This window comes from Bradyrhizobium sp. ISRA442 (assembly GCF_038085055.1).
Classification (GTDB): domain Bacteria; phylum Pseudomonadota; class Alphaproteobacteria; order Rhizobiales; family Xanthobacteraceae; genus Bradyrhizobium.
Window position 1 is genome coordinate 52,568 of record NZ_JALGCN010000011.1, and the last position, 19,671, is coordinate 72,238.

22 protein-coding genes and 1 tRNA gene are annotated in these 19,671 nt (G+C 64.8%); 13 read left to right on the forward strand and 10 right to left on the reverse strand.

All coding sequences use genetic code 11. The features are described from left to right. The first annotated feature begins 59 nt into the window (after positions 1 to 59). On the forward strand, positions 60 to 1,034 hold the full coding sequence (locus tag MTR72_RS22825; RefSeq protein WP_341511048.1) for a ketopantoate reductase family protein: 975 nt from the start codon (positions 60 to 62) through the stop codon (positions 1,032 to 1,034). A 3-nt stretch (positions 1,035 to 1,037) separates the two neighbouring features. Here the strand turns inward: MTR72_RS22825 and MTR72_RS22830 are convergent, their stop codons facing one another. Then, positions 1,038 to 1,715, reverse strand: coding sequence for an alpha/beta hydrolase family protein (locus MTR72_RS22830; protein ID WP_341511049.1), 678 nt, complete (start codon positions 1,713 to 1,715; stop codon positions 1,038 to 1,040). A 125-nt stretch (positions 1,716 to 1,840) separates the two neighbouring features. Here MTR72_RS22830 and MTR72_RS22835 point away from each other — a divergent pair, with 125 nt between their 5' ends. After that, positions 1,841 to 2,986 (forward strand): acyl-CoA dehydrogenase family protein, encoded by a 1,146-nt coding sequence (locus MTR72_RS22835; protein ID WP_341511050.1) that lies wholly within the window; start codon positions 1,841 to 1,843, stop codon positions 2,984 to 2,986. A gap of 13 nt (positions 2,987 to 2,999) precedes the next feature. On the opposite strand, the gene MTR72_RS22840 is transcribed toward MTR72_RS22835, so the two are convergent. Further along, positions 3,000 to 4,139, reverse strand: coding sequence for an amidohydrolase/deacetylase family metallohydrolase (locus MTR72_RS22840; protein WP_341511051.1), 1,140 nt, complete (start codon positions 4,137 to 4,139; stop codon positions 3,000 to 3,002). Positions 4,140 to 4,265: 126 nt separating this feature from the next. Further along, positions 4,266 to 4,342 (reverse strand) — tRNA-Arg (locus tag MTR72_RS22845). A gap of 143 nt (positions 4,343 to 4,485) precedes the next feature. Between MTR72_RS22845 and MTR72_RS22850 the strand changes: the two genes are divergently transcribed. Together MTR72_RS22850 and MTR72_RS22855 are read left to right on the forward strand one after the other, a co-directional pair. Continuing rightward, entirely contained in the window at positions 4,486 to 4,842 is a 357-nt protein-coding gene (locus tag MTR72_RS22850; RefSeq protein WP_280970553.1) for a VOC family protein, read from the forward strand. Positions 4,843 to 4,958: 116 nt separating this feature from the next. After that, the gene (locus MTR72_RS22855) at positions 4,959 to 5,252 is read left to right on the forward strand and encodes a GYD domain-containing protein (RefSeq protein ID WP_280970552.1); all 294 of its coding nucleotides are present in this window, start codon (positions 4,959 to 4,961) and stop codon (positions 5,250 to 5,252) included. A 145-nt stretch (positions 5,253 to 5,397) separates the two neighbouring features. Here the strand turns inward: MTR72_RS22855 and MTR72_RS22860 are convergent, their stop codons facing one another. Genes MTR72_RS22860 through MTR72_RS22870 form a run of 3 tightly spaced genes read right to left on the reverse strand, consistent with a single transcriptional unit; the run spans position 5,398 to position 7,970 of the window. Beyond that, positions 5,398 to 5,769: a cupin domain-containing protein gene (locus MTR72_RS22860; RefSeq protein WP_341511052.1), complete on the reverse strand. Its 372-nt coding sequence runs from the start codon at positions 5,767 to 5,769 to the stop codon at positions 5,398 to 5,400. 18 nt (positions 5,770 to 5,787) lie between these two features. Then, complete coding sequence (locus tag MTR72_RS22865; RefSeq protein WP_280970550.1) at positions 5,788 to 6,426, reverse strand: RraA family protein; 639 nt, start codon at positions 6,424 to 6,426, stop codon at positions 5,788 to 5,790. A gap of 26 nt (positions 6,427 to 6,452) precedes the next feature. Next, entirely contained in the window at positions 6,453 to 7,970 is a 1,518-nt protein-coding gene (locus MTR72_RS22870) for an AMP-binding protein (RefSeq protein ID WP_280970549.1), read from the reverse strand. A gap of 509 nt (positions 7,971 to 8,479) precedes the next feature. Here MTR72_RS22870 and MTR72_RS22875 point away from each other — a divergent pair. Next, a complete protein-coding gene (locus MTR72_RS22875; RefSeq protein ID WP_280970548.1) occupies positions 8,480 to 9,100 on the forward strand; it encodes a hypothetical protein in 621 nt (206 codons plus the stop codon). 214 nt (positions 9,101 to 9,314) lie between these two features. Here the strand turns inward: MTR72_RS22875 and MTR72_RS22880 are convergent, their stop codons facing one another. Both MTR72_RS22880 and MTR72_RS22885 read right to left on the reverse strand, forming a co-directional pair. After that, positions 9,315 to 9,524 (reverse strand): hypothetical protein, encoded by a 210-nt coding sequence (locus tag MTR72_RS22880; protein ID WP_280970547.1) that lies wholly within the window; start codon positions 9,522 to 9,524, stop codon positions 9,315 to 9,317. A gap of 28 nt (positions 9,525 to 9,552) precedes the next feature. Further along, positions 9,553 to 10,560 carry a 2-dehydropantoate 2-reductase gene (locus tag MTR72_RS22885; RefSeq protein WP_341511053.1) on the reverse strand — a complete coding sequence of 336 codons (1,008 nt, stop codon included), beginning with the start codon at positions 10,558 to 10,560 and terminating at the stop codon, positions 9,553 to 9,555. A 172-nt stretch (positions 10,561 to 10,732) separates the two neighbouring features. On the opposite strand from MTR72_RS22885, the gene MTR72_RS22890 reads away from it, so the two are divergent. After that, a complete protein-coding gene (locus MTR72_RS22890; RefSeq protein ID WP_280970545.1) occupies positions 10,733 to 11,299 on the forward strand; it encodes a YidB family protein in 567 nt (188 codons plus the stop codon). A 117-nt stretch (positions 11,300 to 11,416) separates the two neighbouring features. After that, positions 11,417 to 11,689, forward strand: coding sequence for a GlsB/YeaQ/YmgE family stress response membrane protein (locus MTR72_RS22895; protein WP_280970544.1), 273 nt, complete (start codon positions 11,417 to 11,419; stop codon positions 11,687 to 11,689). A 225-nt stretch (positions 11,690 to 11,914) separates the two neighbouring features. On the opposite strand, the gene MTR72_RS22900 is transcribed toward MTR72_RS22895, so the two are convergent. Further along, a complete protein-coding gene (locus tag MTR72_RS22900) occupies positions 11,915 to 12,700 on the reverse strand; it encodes an SDR family NAD(P)-dependent oxidoreductase (RefSeq protein ID WP_341511054.1) in 786 nt (261 codons plus the stop codon). Between the two features lie 252 nt (positions 12,701 to 12,952). On the opposite strand from MTR72_RS22900, the gene MTR72_RS22905 reads away from it, so the two are divergent. The 6 genes from MTR72_RS22905 to MTR72_RS22930 all read left to right on the forward strand — a co-directional run bounded on the left by MTR72_RS22905 (position 12,953) and on the right by MTR72_RS22930 (position 18,139). Further along, positions 12,953 to 14,017: an acyl-CoA dehydrogenase family protein gene (locus tag MTR72_RS22905; protein ID WP_341511055.1), complete on the forward strand. Its 1,065-nt coding sequence runs from the start codon at positions 12,953 to 12,955 to the stop codon at positions 14,015 to 14,017. Between the two features lie 18 nt (positions 14,018 to 14,035). Then, entirely contained in the window at positions 14,036 to 15,196 is a 1,161-nt protein-coding gene (locus MTR72_RS22910; RefSeq protein ID WP_280970541.1) for an acyl-CoA dehydrogenase family protein, read from the forward strand. A gap of 40 nt (positions 15,197 to 15,236) precedes the next feature. Continuing rightward, positions 15,237 to 16,055, forward strand: a complete 819-nt coding sequence (locus MTR72_RS22915) for an enoyl-CoA hydratase/isomerase family protein (RefSeq protein ID WP_341511056.1) — start codon at positions 15,237 to 15,239, stop codon at positions 16,053 to 16,055. 250 nt (positions 16,056 to 16,305) lie between these two features. After that, positions 16,306 to 16,845: an RDD family protein gene (locus MTR72_RS22920; RefSeq protein ID WP_341511207.1), complete on the forward strand. Its 540-nt coding sequence runs from the start codon at positions 16,306 to 16,308 to the stop codon at positions 16,843 to 16,845. A gap of 68 nt (positions 16,846 to 16,913) precedes the next feature. Next, positions 16,914 to 17,690, forward strand: coding sequence for an arginyltransferase (locus MTR72_RS22925; protein ID WP_341511057.1), 777 nt, complete (start codon positions 16,914 to 16,916; stop codon positions 17,688 to 17,690). Positions 17,691 to 17,758: 68 nt separating this feature from the next. Next, positions 17,759 to 18,139, forward strand: coding sequence for a hypothetical protein (locus MTR72_RS22930; protein WP_280970537.1), 381 nt, complete (start codon positions 17,759 to 17,761; stop codon positions 18,137 to 18,139). Positions 18,140 to 18,173: 34 nt separating this feature from the next. Here MTR72_RS22930 and MTR72_RS22935 read toward each other — a convergent pair whose 3' ends face one another. Then, positions 18,174 to 19,526, reverse strand: coding sequence for an Nramp family divalent metal transporter (locus tag MTR72_RS22935; RefSeq protein WP_280970536.1), 1,353 nt, complete (start codon positions 19,524 to 19,526; stop codon positions 18,174 to 18,176). Positions 19,527 to 19,671: the final 145 nt, after the last annotated feature.

Genomic DNA, 19,671 nt, shown 5'->3' on the forward strand with positions numbered 1-19,671 from the left:
GGTTGTGCCATGCTGGCCGCGGGCGGCAGGCACGGGATCCAGGGACGGGACATCACACCATGCGCATTTGCATCTTCGGCGCGGGCGCCGTCGGCAGCCACCTCGCGGTACGCCTCGCACGCGCCGGCCATGAGGTCTCGTGCGTGATGCGCGCCGCGCATCTCGAAGCGGTGCGCGCAGACGGCCTCAGGCTGCGCGTCGGCGATTCCGAGGTCGGCGCCAAGGTGAACGCCTCCGGCGATCCGGCCCAGCTCGGTCCGCAGGATGTCGTGATCAGCACGCTGAAGGCCACGGCGCTGCAGGGGCTGATCGCCGGCCTCAAGCCGCTGCTCGGCGAGGACACCGCGATCGTCTTCGCGCAGAACGGCATTCCCTGGTGGTATGGGATCGGCCTGCCGCCGCGGCATCCGACGCCGCCGGACATCAGCTTCCTCGATCCGGGTGGGCGGCTGCGCGCCTGCATCCCGAAAGAGCGGATCATCGGCGGGGTGATCTTCTCCTCCAACGAGGTGGTCGCGCCGGGAGTCGTGCAGAACCTCACGCCGGACCGCAACCGCCTGCTGATCGGCGAATGCGATGACCGCAATTGCGAGCGCATCACAAAGCTCCGCGGCATCTTCAACGATGCGCGGCTGGAGTCGCCGCCGGTCGCCGAAATCCGCGAGGCGATCTGGTCAAAGCTACTGACCAACATGTCGCTGTCGGTGCTGTGCCTGCTGACCGGACAGACCGCGCGCGGCGTCCGCGACGACCCCGCCTTTGCTGAGGTCATTCCGCGCATGCTGAACGAGGCCAACGACATCGCGCAGCACTACATTCCCGAGGTCAAGCGCGTGACGCGCGGCGGCCCCGCCCCCAACCACAAGCCGTCGCTGCTCCAGGATTACGAGCTCGGCCGCGCCATGGAGATCGACGTGCTGGTGAAGGCGCCCGCCGCTTTCGCCCGCGCCGCCGGTCTGTCGACGCCGACGCTCGACCTGATCGCCGCGTTGGCAATCCAGAAGGCGCGCGACAAGGGGCTCTATGCCGCCTGAACCTCAGGCAATCTCGTCGATCCAGGCGGTAAGCGCATCGAGCACCTCTTTCAGCGCCTCTTCATTGGTGCGGCCGGACCTTCGCAGTACCGCGAAGGAGTGATCGCCGCCGGCGACCTCATGCAGCCTGGCCTTCGGGCCCAGCGCCTCGATCACAGGCTTGAGGTAGCTGAGATCGGCGAGCCCGTCTCGCGTGCCTTGGAGAAACAGCATGGGAATGGCGATGCTGCCAAGGTGCTCGGCGCGATCGGCCGAGGGCTTCTTGTCGGCATGGAGGGGAAAGCCGAGGAAGGCGAGGCCCTTCACGCCCGGCAGTGCCGCCTTCGCCTGCGCCTGCGAGGTCATCCGCCCGCCGAAGGACTTTCCACCAGCCACGAGCTTGAGACCGGGACAGAGCCGCGCCGCCTCCTCGACTGCCGCGCGGATGGTGGCGTGCGCGACCGCCGGCTGGTCGGGGCGGCGCTGGTTGTTCTCCATATAGGGAAAATTGAAGCGAAGCGTCGCGATGCCGCGGTCCGCGAGGCCCGCGGCAACCTTGTCCATGAACGGATGCCGCATATCGGCACCCGCACCGTGGGCCAGCACGTAACAGGCGCGCACATTGGCCGGCAGCATCAAAATAGCGGAGACGGAGCCGATGCGTTCGATGTCGAGCTTGAGCTCTTGGATTTTGGTGGCCAAAATCAGATACCCCAACAGACGCGAATCCGGCCGCCTTGGTAGCGTCACCGGCGCAGCCTGAAAACACAATAATTGCCGCGATCCGCTGGCTTACCAAGCCGGCAGCCGCATCAACCGAGGTTTCAATGTCCTACCGCTCCTCCTGGATGACCGAAGAGCTCGACGTATTCCGCGACCAGTTCCGGAAATATCTCGCCAAGGACCTGGCGCCGCATGCCGAGAAATGGCGCGAGCAGAAGATGGTGGACCGGTTCGCCTGGCGTGGTCTCGGCGAGATGGGAGCGCTGCTGGCGAGCGTGCCCGAGGCCTATGGCGGCCTGGGTGCGACCTTCGCCTATGATGCCGCCGTGCTGGAAGACCTCGAAAGCACGGTCCCGGAGCTGACGACCGGCGTCTCCGTGCACAGCGCCATCGTCGCCCATTACATCCTCAACTACGGCTCGGAGGAGCAGAAGACGCGCTGGCTGCCGAAGATGGCCAGCGGTGAGATGGTCGGCGCCATCGCCATGACCGAGCCCGGCACCGGCTCCGACCTGCAGAGCGTCAAGACCACCGCGAAGAAGCAGGGCAATTCCTACGTCATCAACGGCCAGAAGACGTTCATCACCAACGGCCAGGCCGCCGATCTCGTCATCGTCGTCGCCCGCACCGGCGAGGCAGGCGCGAAGGGCATTTCGCTGATCGTAGTCGAGACCGCGGCCGCCGAAGGCTATCGGCGCGGGCGCAACCTCGACAAGATCGGACTGCATGCCTCCGACACGTCCGAATTGTTCTTCGACAATGTCGTGGTGCCGCCGGAAAACCTGCTCGGCAGGGAGGAAGGTCAGGGTTTTGTGCAATTGATGCAGCAATTGCCGCAGGAGCGCCTGGCGCTGGCGGTCGGCGCCGTCGCCTCGATGGAGCGCGCGGTCAAGCTCACCACCGACTACACCAAGGAGCGCACCGCCTTCGGCAAGCCGCTGATGGATTTCCAGAACACCGCCTTCAAGCTCGCCGAGCGCAAGACCGAGGCAATGATCGCGCGCGTCTTCGTCGACTGGTGCATCGAGCGCCTGGTCGCCAAGGACCTCGACACCGTCACCGCCTCGATGGCGAAATACTGGTGCTCGGAAAAGCAGGTCCAGACCGCCGATGAATGCCTCCAGTTGTTCGGCGGCTACGGCTACATGCAGGAATATCCGATCTCGCGCATCTTCATCGATTCCCGCATCCAGAAGATCTATGGCGGCACCAACGAGATCATGAAGCTCCTGATCGCGCGGTCGCTCTAGCTCTCCACGCCGCTCAATTCGGATGCCACCAGCGACCGCCGATGACGACGCCCTCGGAGGCGATCTTGCGATCGCCGATCAGGTGCTCGCCGACGACGTCCTCGTAGTCGAACCGACCTTCCTTGATCGAGATCAGCGTGGCGTCGCCGACGCTGCCGGGCTTGAGGCTGCCGAGTTCGGGGCGCCGCAGCGCCATCGCGGCGTTCACCGTCGTGGCGGCGATGACGTCGGACAGCGGCATGCCCATGCACAAAAACTTCGACATGGTGGTCACCTGATCGAAGGCCGGCCCGTCGATGCAGAGCAGATGAATGTCGGAGGAGATGGTGTCCGGATAGAACCCGTTTGCGAGCATGGCGCGCGCGGTCTTGAATGCGAACGAGCCCTTGCCGTGGCCGATGTCGAACAGCACGCCGCGCTCGCGCGCGTCCATCACCGCCCTCTTCACCGTTCCTTGCGCGGTCGCGGGCGTGTTGGGGAAAGGCCGGAATGCATGGGTAAGCACATCGCCGGGGCGCAGGCGCGCCAGTACCTCCTCGTAGCTCGGCGGCGGATGGTCGATATGCGCCATCAGGGGCATGCCGACCTCGTCGGCGACTTGAAGCGCGATGTCGAGCGGTACCGTCCCCGAGGTGCCCGAGGCATGCAGTCCGACACGCACCTTGATGCCGACGATGATGTCGCGGTTGGCATCCGCAACCTTGGCCGCATCGATCGGATTCATCAGCCGCAATTCCTCGCTCTCGCCGACCATCACCCGGTGCGAGAAGCCGAAGATGCCGGCATGTGAGACGTGCAAATAGGCAAGGATGCGAACCTGGCTCGGCTCGATCACATGCTTGCGGAAGCCCGCGAAGTTGCCAGGACCGGCGCTGCCGGTATCGACGGCGGTGGTGACGCCCGAGGTGCGGCAGAATTCTTCGGCGTCGATGCCGAGCGAAGTGCCGCCCCAATAGACATGAGTGTGAAGATCGATCAGCCCCGGCGTCACGATATAGCCCGAGACGTCGCGCACCTCCGTGCCCGGATCCGGCTTCAGCCCGCTGCCCACCGCCGCCACCTTGCCGCCCGCAAAGGCCACATCCGTCACGGCATCGAGCTTCTGCGACGGGTCGATCACCCGCCCCCCGCGCAGGATCAAGTCGAAAGGCATCATCATCTCCGAATGGCAGTGAGGCGGCCGACCGTCAGTCAGCCGAGCAAGGAAGGAAGCCTCCTGCTTCTAGCAATTTTCGCGCCGGGGAGCTTGGCAAACGAGGACGATGACCCATGACGAAAATGGCGATCCCGGGAAGACTCGAACTTCCGACCTACGGTTTAGGAAACCGCCGCTCTATCCGGCTGAGCTACGGGACCGCGGAACCCGCAAGTTGCGGGTTCGGCCCCTCATAGCAGAGCAGGATGCGGTTCGCTAGCCGCAAGGCGGGCCAGGTTATCGTCAACCTGAACAAGGCGGCTGTACAATCGCGTCCGGATCTCTCTTACGCGGAGCCGCTCACATGATCGAAAGCATCAGCGCCATCACGCTCGGCACGCATGACATGGGGCGCGCCGTGCACTTCTATCGTTCACTGGGGTTCGAACTGCTGTATGGCGGCGAAGCCGCGGTATTCACCAGCTTTCGCGCCGGCACCGGCTATCTCAACCTGACGGCGCAATCGGACGACAAGCGCTGGTCCTGGTGGGGCCGCGTCATCTTCTACGTCGCCGATGTCGACGCGACCTACGAGCGCGCACGCGCCGCCGGGTGGCAGCCATCGACCATGCCCCGCGATGCAGAATGGGGTGAGCGCTACTTCCATCTCACCGATCCCGACAGCCATGAGCTCAGTTTCGCACGGCCGTTGTCTCGGTAAGTCACATCCGCTGACGCTCCCAACGCGCAAGTAGCGCTGTCTCGGCCGCCGTGGCAAGCTCGGCGCGGTTTCCTCAAGTGAGAATTCTATCTGGGTTCTAACCAGGGAGGATGACCATGGTAACTTATGTCGTGCTGGGGAACTTCACTAATCAGGGGGTCCGCAACGTCAAGGACTCGCCGAAGCGGGCCGACGCCTTCAAGGAGATGGCCAAAACGTTCGGGGTGACCGTGAAGGAGATCGTCTGGACGCAAGGACGATATGACCTTGTGACCGTTCTCGAGGCTCCAGACGAGGCCGCCGCGATGTCGCTCAGCCTTAGTCTCAGCGCACTCGGCAATGTCCGTACCGAAACGCTGCGCGCGTTTTCGGCAGCAGACATGACAAAGATCGTCGGCAAGATGCTCTGACGCTCAAGCCCGCGCGAGCGTACCTGGACCCGGGATTGCAATCCCGGGAAGAGGCCTCTCATGCCCTGATGTTGTTGTCGCGTCGTGTGATCGTAATGTTTCCCCTCCCCCTTTGCCTTGCGCCTGGCTTTTGCATTTTGGCGCTTTAGGTCGTCCCGAAGCCGGATCCCGGTTTCCTGTATTCCGGCCGCGGCGGACTAAATATGTCCAGCACGCGGGCGCCGTCGTGGCCGGCACGCATCGTGTGCGGCACGTTACCGGGCGTACGCCAGAAGTCACCCTTCTTCACGGCAATCTCCTCGCCGCCCTGGACGCGGATCGCCGAGCCTTCGAGCAGAACGCCCCATTGCTCTTCCGGGTGATGATGCAGCGTGCCTTCCGCATGCGGCGCCAGCGTCACCACCGACAGCATCGCCTGCTCGCCGGAGAAGATGCGCGTGGTCAGGCCCGGCGCGAGCTCACGAAACAGGCCGTCGCTTGGATTGTCGAGATTGTGGAATTCGTCCTTCTGGCTCACGCCGTCCTCCCCTCTCGATCAGGATTTGCCGTAGGAACCCTGATAGCGGCCCTCGCGGATCGCCTTCAGCGTCTCCTCCTCGCGCGCGACCTGGGCGCGCACCGCATCCAGCAGGCCCGCGGCAATCGCGGCGGGAAACGACACCACGCCGTCCCCGTCGCCAACGACGATGTCGCCGGGCGAGACCACCGAGCCGCCGATCGAGACCGGCACGTTGATCTCGCCGGGACCATTCTTGTAGGGGCCGCGGTGGATCACCGCGCGGGCGAAGCAAGGAAAGTCGGAGGCGGCGAAGGCCGCGACATCCCGGATCGCGCCGTCGATGACATAGCCCTCCGCTTTGCGCCACTCGGCGATGTTCTTCATGATCTCGCCGACCAGCGCCCGCGTCTCGTCACCACCGCCGTCGACCACGATGACATCGCCAGGCCCGACCAGCTCGAGCGCGCGGTGGATGGCGAGATTGTCGCCGGGCCGGGTGCGCACCGTGAAGGCCGTCCCCACCAGCTTGCCGCTGCGATGAAACGGCTTCGGCCCAACGGCCCCCGGCAGCCGGCCGAGATTGTCTGATATGACTGAAGTCGGCGCGTTCCGAAATCCCTCGATCAGGTCGGCAGGGGGTTTCGGCACGCTTTTCGCAGCGATGGTGATGGTCATGAAAGTCCAGTCCTTCCGTGATTCTCTCAGTCGGCGTGCGCCGGCGCCTTCGACGGCAGAATCCGGAAGGCGCGTCCTTCCTTCATCCACGCCGCGCGCTCGTCGCGCAACAGCGTGCGGCGGACTTTTCCGGAATCATCGCGCGGCGGGGTACCGACGATCTCGAAACTCTCCGGATGCTTGTAGCGGCTCAGCCTGTCCCTCAGGAATGCCGCCATGCCGTCGGCGATCGCCTGCCCGTCTGCATCGGCCTCCGGCTCGATGATCGCATGCACGCGTTGGCCGAACTCCGGATCGGGCAATCCCACGACCACGCAGGAGCGCACGCCGGGACAGGCGGAGACCGCGGCCTCGACCTCGGCCGGATAGATGTTGGCGCCGCCGCGCAGGACCATGTCGGCGAGCCGGTCGCCGAGATAGAGATAACCCTCCGCATCAAGCCTGCCGATATCGCCGAGCGACTCCCAGCCATCGGCGCGGCGCTTCGGCTCGGCGCCGAGATAGTGATAGGTGACGTCCGTGCCGTCATTGTTGAGGAAATAGATTTCGCCGGTCTCGCCCGGCGCGACGTCGTACCCATCCTCGCCGATGATGCGCAGCTTTGCCATGTCGCCGATCTTGCCGACCGAGCCCTTGTGCGTGAGCCACTCCGTACCCGAGATGACGCAGGAGCCCTGCCGCTCGGTGCCGCCATAGAGCTCCCAGATCCGCTCCGGGCCGAGCCAGGCGATCCAGTTTTCCTTCAGCCAGGGTGGCATCGGAGCTGCCATGTGGAATACGATCTGCAAGCTCGATAGGTCGTAGGCGTTGCGGACGTTCTCCGGCAGCGCCCAAATCCGGTGCATCATCGTCGGCACAAAATTGACCCATTGCACGCGCTCGCGCTCGATCAGCCGCAGCGTCTCCTCGGCATCGAACTTGACGAGGCCGGTAAGCTTGCCGCCGGCGAACAGCGCGTAATGCGACAGGATGAACGGCGCATTGTGGTAGAGTGGCCCGGGATTGAGCAGCGAGGCGCCGACGGGAATGCCGAGCGGCGGCGGCGCGGCAGTGTCGGTCACGGCAGGATGATGATCGAGGATCACCTTCGGCCGGCCGGTCGAGCCGCCACTGGTCATCGCCTTCCAGTAGCGCGCCACCGGCGGTGTCAACGGCTCATCGGAGAATCCTTGCGGCACGAAATCGGCAGGGAGACGGTTCGGCGCATTCCAGTCGGCCTCGCCGCCGACCACCAGCGCGGGCTTCAGGATGTCCAGCACCGCCGCCGCCTCGCCGCGCGGCAGCCGCCATGACAGCGAAGTCGGCGTCGCGCCGCACTTCCACACCGCAAAACTGGTCTCGAAAAACGCATTGCCGTTGGGAAGCCCGATCGCGACGAAATCGCCGGGTTTGACACCCCTGGCGGCGAACGCCCGCGCGCGCCGGTTGGCGCCGCGCTCGAGTTCGTCCCATGTCAGCGTATCCTGCCCATGGCGGACGGCGATCGTGCCTTGCGGTTTGCGTTCAGCGTACCAGCGCGGCACGTCGGACAGGGGCAGCAGCATCAGGCGTTTCCACTTCGTCTTCTTGGTGTCGCCGCGAGGGTGAGGCGCTCACGAGCCAAAGTGTAACAGCCACGGCAGCTCCTTCAAGCCATCCGCATCATCGCTCCGCCGCGCAAGCTCAACAGATCGAACGAGTGAGCATCGTGTCGCCGTTGCAACGCCGGTGAAAACATTGCGCCGGGACCCGTACCCGCGCGATGATCGCGCATGGATCGATCGCGAGACGTGCGTGCGTAACGGTCTTCACCAGATTGCCGTTGGACGCCGCCCCGTTCGCAGCGAACACGCTACCCTGTTATCCTCTCTCTCTTGCTCTTCGATTTGCGAAGCCGCCAAACTATCCGCGCATTGCATCACGAGCTGTGATCGACGTGCCACGTCAAGCAAAAAATGTCAGCATCCCAGCCATGAAATTCCCGGGTTCCACGGGTGACAAGCCGGCTATAAAGGGGCAAAAATCCGGTCCGATTCAGTTCGGGTTGAGTCCTCTAGAAATTACCCTTGGAAGAATGTCGTCCGTGATTGCATTGCGTCGTGCGGCGCTGCCCGTCGTTGCTGTGGCAGGATTGGTCCTGCCTATGTCGCATGGCCACGCCCAATGGTGGAAGCGCGCGCCGGTCGACTTCGAGGAATGCGCTGACGCCGCCGAGAAGTCCGCCACCAAGGCGGAGAAGACAACGGCGCTTGCCGAATGCAACGCGAAATTCGCCGGTCGCCGTAAGCCAGGCGGCGGCTATACCTATTACGACTTCCTGCAGGACCGCACCTTCGACATTGCCGGCCCCAATCCGACGCCGGAGGAGCAGAAGAAGATCGACCAATCCTACACCGCCTATCTCGCCAATCAGCGCCGCAGCAATGCGGCAGCAGAAGCGACAGCGCGCCAGCAGCGTGAGCAGCAGGAACAGCAACTCCAGCAGATCGCGCTGCGCAGCGAGGTCGAGCGCGTGCCCGTTCCGGTCGTACGGCCGAAAGTCCAGCAGGCGGGCGCCGACGCGCGGCCGCGACCGAAGGGCGCAGCCTGCACCAAAGGCGCGTTTTCCTGCGAATGGCCGCGACTGTCGGAGGGGCTGAACGAGCTGAAGAAGCTGTTCAATCCGACACCGAGCAAGCCGGCGAAGAAGGGTTGAGCTGTTGCTGGTGTCGTCCCGGGCCGCGCGATGCGAGTGAAAGCGGAATGATTTAATTGGCATTCCGCCGCCGCAGCACATTTCATCGTCGTCCTGGTCCCCAGGGTGGAGTTTGGCGAAGACACATCGTTCGGTACTCCTACCGTCCGCTATCGATAGATTCCGCGGCATAGGTCCTGGCTTTCGCCAGGACGACGATTGAGGATGCGGCGCCTCAGTTCGTATGCTTCTTCTTTTTGTTGTGCGAGGACTTCGCCACTGTCGGGTTCGCCGTCGTCGTGGTCCCGCTCAGCGCCGACCGGCTCTGCTGCAATCGTGCATCGTAGCCGGGCGATACCGTGACCGTCGGCGGCCGGGCCTGGGCGAACGTGGATGCGCCGCAGAGTGCGGCCAGCGTGAGCCCGATTGCCAAACAAAGTTTCATCGCGCTCCTCCTATCAGCCTGCGCGAGATCACGCCCCGCCGCGGATCTGTTGCGGCGTCAACCTCGGCGGTCCCTTCCCCGCCGCCTCGGCCTCCCTGATCAGCGCGACAATGCGACGCGACAGTGGCACATCGACGCCGTTGCGCTCGGCAAGCGAGATGATTGCACCCTGGAGATAGTCGATCTCGGTCGTGCGTCCCTGCTTCAAATCCTGCCACATCGAGGAGCGCGCCTCCGGATCGATCTTCATGGTTCGTCCCAGGATCAGGTTGAAGATCGGATCCGGCAGCCGCAGCAGTGTCGGCATCCATTTCGGCGGGATCGGCGTTGCCGACACCGGCATGATGCCGGCGGCCTTCATCACGGCCACCCCCTCCTCCATCTGATCTGCGAACAGCCGCCGCCATTCGCGGCTCGCGAGCTGTGCGGCGAGCGGCATGTCGGACAGCGCGCTGAGTGCGTTGTTCAAGTTGATGATCAGCTTGCCCCATTGCACACCGGTGATATCGCGGCTCGCACGCATCGCGAGGCCCGGCACCGATAGCGCGAGAGCCGTGTTCGCCTCGTCCGCTTCGACATGGATATCGCCGGAGGTCGAGCGGTGGAAGCGCCCATCGCCCATCGCGATGACATTGAACGGCACCATGCCGGCGAGCACGCGCCGGCCGGCCAGACGCTCGCGCAAAACCGCGACGTTGCCGACACCGTTCTGCAGTGAGACGACGACGGCGTCCTGCGGCGCATGCAGCGCGATCTGGTCAGCCACATCGGCGGTGTCGGCGCTTTTCACCGTGACCAGCACGATGCCGGCGCTGTCGAAGATCGAAGGGTCTTCCGACAGTGCGAGCTTGGCCGCGCCGAGCTTGTTCTCGGACCCGTCGAAATCGGTCAGCCGCAGGCCGAACCGCTCGATCTCGGTCCTCACCCGCGGCCGCACCAGGAGTGCGACCCGGCGGCCACCGGCGGCCAGCATGCCGCCGACAAAACAGCCGATGGCGCCCGCGCCGGCCACCGCGATCGGTCGATCCGTAACCACGCCCCTTCTCCTTGGATGAACCGCCGTCTCGATAGCAGAGGCGAGGCCGGCTGCCCACCGTCCGGTTGCGTCGCATCTGCCTTGTAACCGTCATGAGAGCCCCATATGTTTTCGCCCCGGGGGCTTGTCACCGGCGAGAACTCGCCGATCGAGAACGCCAAAGGAGAGCACCATGGGTCTACTCGACGTCCTCAACGGCATGCAGAACGGCCCGCGCGGTCCGAGCACGCCGAGCTCACAAGAATCCTCCGGCGGCATGTCGCCGATGACCATGGCGATCCTCGGCCTGCTCGCCTGGAAGGCGTTCAAGCATCTGACGACCAACCAGTCCGGCACCGCGCCGCAGCCGTCGCCGACCCCTGCGCCCCCGCCGGTGAATGCGGGTGCGGGCGGCGGACTCGGTGACGTGCTCAAGGGCGGCCTTGGCGGCCTGCTCGCGGGTGGCGCGGCCGGCACCGTGCTCAGCGGTGGCCTCGGCGATCTCCTCAACCAGCTCCAGCAGGGCGGCCACGGCGAGACCGCGAACTCCTGGGTCGGCAAGGGTCAAAACAAGCCCATCGCTCCCGGCGATCTCGCCAACGCGCTCGGCGCCGACCAGATCGAGAGCCTCTCCGCCCAGAGCGGCCTGTCGCGCGACGAGCTGCTCTCCGGCCTCAGCCAGTACCTGCCGCAGGTGATCGACCATCTGACGCCGGACGGCCGGCTGCCGACCGAGAACGAGATCTCGGGCAGAATCTAATCGAAGTCTTAGGTTGGTTTGAGCATGATCTTTTCGGAAGATCGCTGCACGCGTTGCGCCAACGCGGCCGTTCGGGTCCGGATCATGCTTTAGGCGTTCAGGAAGGGGAGCACTGACATGAGCGTGGGTGGCCTGTTGTGGATCATCATCGTCGGCTTCATCGCCGGCCTCATCGCGCGCTGGCTCGCGCCGGGACCGAACAACCCGAGCGGCTTCATTCTCACCACCGTCCTCGGCATCGCCGGCGCGTTCCTCGCCACCTTCATCGGCCAGGCCATCGGCCACTACGGCCCCGACCAGGGCGCCGGCTTCATCACCGCCACCATCGGCGCGGTGGTGGTGCTGTTCATCTGGCACCGCCTGGTCGCGAGCGGCGTGATCAAGGGGTAGCGACGCTACTTGCTGAAGAACGGCGCGTTGCCGCGTCATCACCATGCCCCGGCTTGTCCCGGGCATCCACGTTGTGTTCTCCGCAGCAACCCTCATACACCGTCATTGCGAGGAGCTCTTGCGACGAAGCAATCCAGACTGCCACCGCGGATACCTTCTGGATTGCTTCGCGGAGCCTGTCATCGGGCCGCGCTCCGCGCGGACCCGTTGGCTCGCAATGACGAGTTACGTAATCAAATGCAGCCCGGCATCCATGCGCACGATCTCGCCGGTCATGTTGCTCGACGCCGGCGTTGCGAGGAAGCAGACAAGCTGCGCGATGTCCTCTGCCGTTGACGCGACCTTCAGCGGCACCTTCGCCACCACATTATCGCGAACCTGCTTGGCACCTTCCTCACCGCGGCCCTTGGTGAACCAGGGCGTATCGATATAGCCGGGGCAGACCGTGTTGACGCGGATCAGCGGCGCAAGCGCGCGCGCCAGCGACAGCGTGATGGTGTTGAGCGCACCCTTGCTCGCGGCATAGGCGATCGACGAGCCGACGCCGCTGATGCCGGCGACCGAGGACACGTTCACCACCGCCGACGGCCGCCCCGATGCATTCGCGCCGGCTTCGAGCAGGCTGCGCGCCGCGCGCACCATCTGGAACGGTCCGATGGTGTTGACGCCGAACAGCCGCTGAAAATCCTCCGAGGAGAGCCCGTCGAGATTGCCATGGGCGACGTGCTTGGTGGTGCCGGCATTGTTGATGAGCACGTCGAGCCGACCCCAGGGCGCGGCCGCCGCAACGATCTTGCGGCAATCCTCATCGCGCGAGACATCGCCCTGTACGATCACAACTTCCGCCGCGCCCGCCTTGCGGCAGGCCTCGGCGGTCGACTCGGCTTCCTTCTGACTGGAGGAATAGTTGATGACGAGCCGCGCGCCGCTCCGCGAGAGAATTTGCGCGGTCGCCGCCCCGAGGCCGGATGCGGACCCCGTCACGATTGCGCACAAGCCGTCCTTTGCCATCCGGATTTCCTTCCCCTGAGTTGAATGCAAGCTCTTGGATGTAAGGGGCTCTGTTTAGCGAGTTTGCCGCGCCCTGCAAATCGACCAAACTCCGCAAAGCGGAATTAGTCTTTCTGCCCATGCCCGCGCCGCAGATGGACCTGCGATCAACGCTTGTCACGGCCATGGCTTTTTCCGATCATCGGGCGCAAGAAGAGACCCGCGCGCCTGCCACCGGGCCGGGCGTGCCAATGGCAAAACACGGGGAACGCTGTGGCGGAGAGTGACAATATCGTCGTCGAGACCGCGGAGAAGATCTTCGCCGATCTCGCCGATCCGCAAACCATCAATAACGACAAGAAGGACGCGTGGAAGGCGCCGCTGTGGCAGGCGCTGAGCGAAGCCGGCCTGCCGCGGTCCTGGGTGCCGGAGGATCTCGGTGGCTCCGGCGCGAGCCTTGCCGACGGCTTTGCCCTGCTCAACGCCGCCGGACGCTTTGCGATCGCGGTTCCGCTGGCCGAGACCATGCTCGCGGGCTGGTTGCTCGCGCAGGCGAAGATCGCCTCCCCCGACGGCGAGATGACGGTCGTGCCGGCAAGCCCGAAGGATCGCATCACGCTCAACGCCGACGGTTCGCTCTCCGGCCGCGCCCGCGGCGTACCCTTTGCGAAGGCGGCCAGGCATTTTGCGGTGCTGGTGCACGGCAAGGATGGCGTCTCGATTGCGCTGGTCGACGCGGCCAAAGTGCGGATCGAAGCCGGACTCAATGTCGGCTACGACCACAGCGACGCGGTGACTCTCGACAACGTCGATCCCGTCACCATCAAGCCGGCGCCAAACGCTTTTGACCAGATCACCCTGATGCTGATGGGCGGCGTCGCGCGCAGCCTACAGATCGCCGGTGCGCTGGAGTCGATGCTCGACATTTCCGTGCGCTATTCCAACGAGCGGGTCGCCTTCGAGAAGAAGATCTCGAAATTCCAGGCCGTGCAGCACAATCTCGCCCGCCTCGCCGGCGAGTCCGCCGCGGCGCTCGCGGCTGCGACCTCAGCCGCCGACGCCGTCGCGAATGCAAAAGCCTTCGATGACGAGATCTACCTCGAGGCCGCCTCGGCAAAGATCCGTTGCGCCGAAGCCGCGGAAAAGGGCGGCAGCATCGCGCATCAAGTGCACGGAGCGATCGGCTTCACCATGGAGCACATCCTGCACCGCTACTCGCTGCGGGCTTTGGCCTGGCGCGACGATTTCGGCTCGGAGAGTCACTGGGCCGTCGAACTCGGCAGGCTGGTTGCCAGTCGCGGCGCCGATGAATTGTGGCCGCTCGTGGCTTCGCGCTGATCAGAGGACGAGACATCAATGACTGCTGCCCTCCGTTTCGATCCGATCCGCCTCCCTCCCGAATGCGAGCAGCTCCGCAAGGAAGTGCGCGCCTTCCTCGCTGAGGAAATCGCCGCCGGCACCTTTGATCCGCACAAGCCCAACCGCGAGGACACCGACGCGCCGGAATTTTCCCGCCGGGTCGGCGCCAAGGGCTGGCTCGGCATGACATGGCCGAAGAAATATGGCGGCCAGGAACGTTCCTTCCTCGAGCGCTATGTCGTGACGGAAGAGATGCGCGTCGCCAATGCGCCGACGCGGCGCTTCTTCGTCGCCGACCGCCAGAGCGGGCCGGTGCTTTTGAAGTATGCTCCCGAGCACATCAAGATGGAGATCCTGCCGCGCATCTGTCGCGGCGAGCTGTGCTTTGCCATCGGCATGAGCGAGCCGAATTCGGGCTCAGACCTGTTCGCGGCGAAGACGCGCGCGACCAAGACCGATGGCGGCTATCTCATCAACGGCACCAAGATCTGGACCTCATCGGCGCATATCGCCGACTACATGATCGCGATCTTCCGCACCTCGCCGCCGACCAAGGAAAACCGCCGCCACGGCCTGACCCAGTTCCTGGTCAAGATGAAGCAGCCGGGCATCAAGGTGAACCCGATCGGCCAGATCACCGGTCAGTACGAGTTCAACGAAGTCGTCTTCACCGACTACTTCATCCCAGACGATCACGTGCTCGGCGAAGTCGACGGCGCCTGGAAGCAGGCGACATCGGAGCTCGCCTATGAGCGCAGCGGCCCCGAGCGCTTCCTGGAGACCTACTACGTGCTGACCGAGCTGGTGCGCGCGGTCGGCAGCGATCCGGACACGCGCAGCGCCGAAGGCATCGGCCGGCTGGTGGCGCAGCTCCACACCATGCGGCGCATGTCGGTCTCCGTTGCCGGCATGCTCCAGGCCGGCAAGGAGCCGGTGGTGGAAGCTTCCATCGTCAAGGACATCGGCACGGTGTGGGAGCAGCAGCTTCCGCACCGCGTGCGCGACCTCGCCGCCTTCGTCGAGGAGACCGCGACCAACCGCGAAACGCTGGAGCGGCAGCTCGATTTCGCCATCAAGACCGCGCCGAAACTCACCATCCAGGGCGGCACCACCGAGGTGCTGCGCGGCATCATCGCCCGCGGGCTCGGTCTGCGCTAATCGCGCGGACTTGGCCTGCGCTAATCATTCGAGGATCATCATGAGCACCTACAAGGATATCGGCGTCGAGAAGATCGGGCACGTCGGCACCATCGAGATCCGCCGCCCGCCGCTCAACTTCTTCGACATTTCGCTGATCAACCAGATCGCGGACGCGCTCGACGAGTTCGATCGCGACATCGAGATCCGCGCGTCCGTCCTGTCGGCGCAGGGCAAGGCGTTCTGCGCCGGCGCCAATTTCAACGACCCGGCCCGGCAGGAGCAGGAGGCACGCGCGGCCGAGAGAACGGCAAAGGGCGATCCGGCCGACAGCCTCGGCTCCATCAACCATCTCTACATCCAGGCCGTGCGCATCTTCCGCGCCAAGAAGCCGATCGTCGCGGCCGTGCAGGGCGCGGCCATCGGCGGCGGATTGGGCCTCGCGGTCTCCGCGGATTTCCGCATCACCTGCCCCGAGGCGCGCTTCGCCGCAAACTTCACCAAGCTCGGCTTCCACCCCGGCTTCGGCCTGACGGTGACGCTGCCCGAGCTGATCGGCAAGAACAACGCCGAGCTGATGTTCTACACCAGCCGCCGCGTCACCGGCGAAGAGGCCTACAAATGGGGCCTCGCCAACGAGCTGGTGCCGCAGGACCAGGTGAAATCCGCCGCGATGAAGCTCGCCGGCGAGATCGCCGAGTGCTCGCCGCTCGGCCTCATCTCCACCCGCGCCACGATGCGCGCAGGATTGGCCGACCGCGTATTGGCCGCGACCAACCATGAGCTCGCCGAGCAGACGCGGCTGCGCGCCACGGAAGATTTCAAGGAAGGCGTCAAGGCGACGGAAGAGCGGCGCACGGCGAACTTCAAGGGGCGGTGAGTTTTGTCGTCAGTTCGCTAGCCGCATCGTTGCGCCGTTGCTGCACTCTCTTGGGTCGTACCGGCGGCGCGGCCTCGTTCAACTGTTCAAGTTGATAGAGAGCATGGGCGGGAGAGCGACCGAGCCGACTCGCGGCGTCAAGCGCGGAATCGCCGGAATATTTCCGCTTGTTAATACCCGGGCACCCTTGGCACGAGGACGGCCTGTTCCCATGTCCTGGCACGGGAGTTTTCCCTTGAAAGGACCGACTATGTCGTATTCGGACCCGGACAATGCCTGGCGCAATGATGGCGGCGTGCAGCCGCATGTCTATGATCCCTATTTGCACCCGGAACTGTTCCGCGGCGTTGCGACGCGGCGGGTGTTCGCCTTCCTGATCGACCTGATCGTGATCTCGGTACCGGTCATCCTCGGCTACCTCTTCATCGCCGTGTTCGGCGTGGTCACGCTCGGCCTCGGCTGGGCGCTGTTCTGGCTGGCTTGGCCGGCATCGGTGATCTGGGCCATCGTCTACTACGGCGCCTGCATCGGTGGTCCGTCGTCGGCGACGATCGGCATGCGGGTCATGGATCTGGAGTTGCGCACCTGGTACGGCGCGCCCGGCTATTTCGTGCTCGGTGCCACGCATGCCGTGCTGTTCTGGGTGTCGGTCTCGTTCCTTTCACCCTTCGTGGTCCTGGTCGGCCTGTTCAACGGCCGCCGGCGCCTGCTGCACGATGTCGTGCTCGGAACCGTCGTGATTAACAATTCGGTCCGCGCACCTGCCCCTCACGCGGCGCGAACCTATTGAGCTAATCGATTGACCGCCGGCCTCCGTAGCGCGATGCTTATATCTACTTCGGAGGCCTACGACGCACCTTGACCCAGCACTCGCGCGATACCCCCCAGTTTTACCTCACGGCGCCCTCCCCCTGCCCCTATCTGCCAGGCCGGCACGAGCGCAAGGTGTTCACGCACCTCGTCGGGGATCGCGCCGGCGACCTGAACGACCTCCTGACCCATGGTGGGTTCCGCCGGAGTCAGTCCATCGCCTACCGGCCCGCCTGCGATCAGTGCCGCGCCTGCGTCTCGGTCCGGGTTATCGCCAACGAGTTCCGTCCCTCCCGTAATTTCCGCAAAGTGTTGGCGCGCAATGCCGACGTGATCGGCGAGCAGCGCAGCGCGGTACCGACCTCCGAACAATATTCGGTGTTCCGCGCCTATCTCGACGCCCGCCACCGCCACGGCGGCATGGCCGACATGACCGTGCTCGACTACGCCATGATGGTCGAGGACAGCCATGTCGAGACCCGCATCATCGAGTACCGCAGGCGCGGCCCCGACAGCGGCGTCACCGGCCGTGGCGAGGAGCTGCTCGCAGTCGCACTCACCGACGTGCTCAGCGACGGGCTGTCGATGGTCTATTCCTTCTTCGAGCCGAGCCAGGTCAGCCGCTCGCTCGGCACTTTCATGATCCTCGACCACATCGCCCGCGCCCGCCGCCAGGGACTGCCCTACGTCTATCTCGGCTACTGGATCGAAGGCTCGAAGAAGATGGACTACAAGGCCCGCTTCCTGCCGCAGCAGCGCCTCGCGCCGTCGGGCTGGCTGCGCGTCGACGCACAGGGAGATGATGCGTCCGAGCCGCAGGACTGACCGGCGCCGGTCTCGTCGGGGCCGTTCAATGGAAAACGTGAAAGGTCGCAACGGCCAAGGAGGCGTCCTTGTCGAGCACCTATGACTTGATCGCACGGGCGATGATCGAGCGACAGCAAGTGCTCTGCTTCTATCAAGGCCACCCGCGCGCAATCTGCCCCGCAATATTGGGCCATACCGATGGCCAGGAATACACGCTTGCCTTTCAGTTTGCTGGGGGCTCCAGCAAAGGTCTGCCGCCCGAAGGCGAATGGAAGTGCCTCAAGGTCGCCGAGATGCGCAACGTCGAACTCCGCAGTGGTGAATGGCACGCGGGCTCAAGTCATCGCGAGCGCCAGCAATGCGTGAAGATTGTCGATCTCGATGTGAATCCGTTCAGCCCATATGAGCCGCGACGCCGCGTGGTGTCCCAACCGTCCAAGCCCCGAAAGGCCCGTCGTAAGGCATAACGGACAACCGGGCTTCGGTGCGGCCGCTGCGCAATTACCCGAACATCGTATCGAACAGCAGCTTCAGGTTCAAAATCACGATCACGCCCGCGACGATCCACGCGATTGCCGCGACGGACGCGGAAATCGCGAACTTGCCCATCTTGCGGCGGTCGGAGACGAAGCGCACCAAGGGGATGACCGCGAAGGGAAGCTGCATCGACAGCACGACCTGGCTGAACACCAAGAGATCGGCCGTACCGCGCTCGCCATAGATCGCCGTCACGATGATTACCGGAACGATCGCGATGCCGCGCGTGAGCAGACGGCGCGCCCAGCTCGGCAGGCGCAGGTCGAGAAAGCCTTCCATCACGATCTGCCCCGCCAGCGTCGCCGTCACCGTCGAGTTGAGGCCCGAGGCGAGCAGTGCCACCGCGAACAGCGTCGAAGCGATGCCGAGGCCAAGCAGCGGCGACAGCAGCTCGAAGGCCTGGCCGATCTCGGCGACGTCGGAATGGCCGCTTCTGTGGAAGGTCGCCGCTGCGACCACGAGGATCGCGGCATTGATGAACAGCGCGAGCATCAGCGCGACGGTCGAGTCCGTCGTCGCCCATTTGATCGCCTCACGCCGGCCGGCATCGTTGCGCTCATAGGCGCGCGTCTGCACGATCGAGGAGTGCAGATAGAGATTGTGCGGCATCACGGTGGCGCCGATGATCCCGATCGCGAGGTAGAGCATCTCCGGATTGGTGAAGATCTCTGCCTTCGGCGCAAAGCCGCGCAAGACCTCCGCGACCGGCGGCGCCGCGGCCGCGATCTGGACCGCGAAGCAGATCGCGATCACGGCAAGCAGCGCGATGACGAAGGCTTCCAGGAAACGGAAGCCGCGGTTCATCAGAAGCAGCAGCAGGAAGGCGTCGAGCGCGGCGAGCAGCGCGCCGCCGATCAGGGGAATGCCGAACAGGAGCTTCAGCGCGATCGCGGTGCCGATGACCTCGGCGAGATCGCAGGCGATGATCGCCGCCTCGCAGGCGAGCCAGAGCAGGAAGTTCACACCAGGCGAATAGGTCGCGCGGCAGGCCTGCGCGAGATCGCGGTCGGTGACGATGCCGAGCCTTGCCGCGAGTGATTGCAGCAGGATCGCCATCAAGTTCGAGAGCAGGATGACAGACAGCAGCGTGTAGCCGAACTTCGACCCGCCGGCGAGGTCGGTCGCCCAGTTGCCCGGGTCCATGTAGCCGACCGAGATGAGGTAGCCCGGACCGACAAAAGCGAGCAGTCGTCGCCACCAGCGGCCTGCGGCCGGAACGGCGACCGTGGCATTCACCTCGGCAAGGCTTTTGGCGGTGGGCGCATCAGTGCGCCAACCGGCAGCGTCAGGGGTCAAATCGGGCGAACGGGCATCCATGCTGGCAGAATACCGAAGTCGGACCTTATTGCAACTCATTTGCAACTGCATCTAGGCGCACCGGTTCCCATCCTGTCGGGAAGCGGGTGGGTTTGGCGGTCGCCTGAAGGAAATACTGGCACGTGATCGACTTTGCAGGACATGT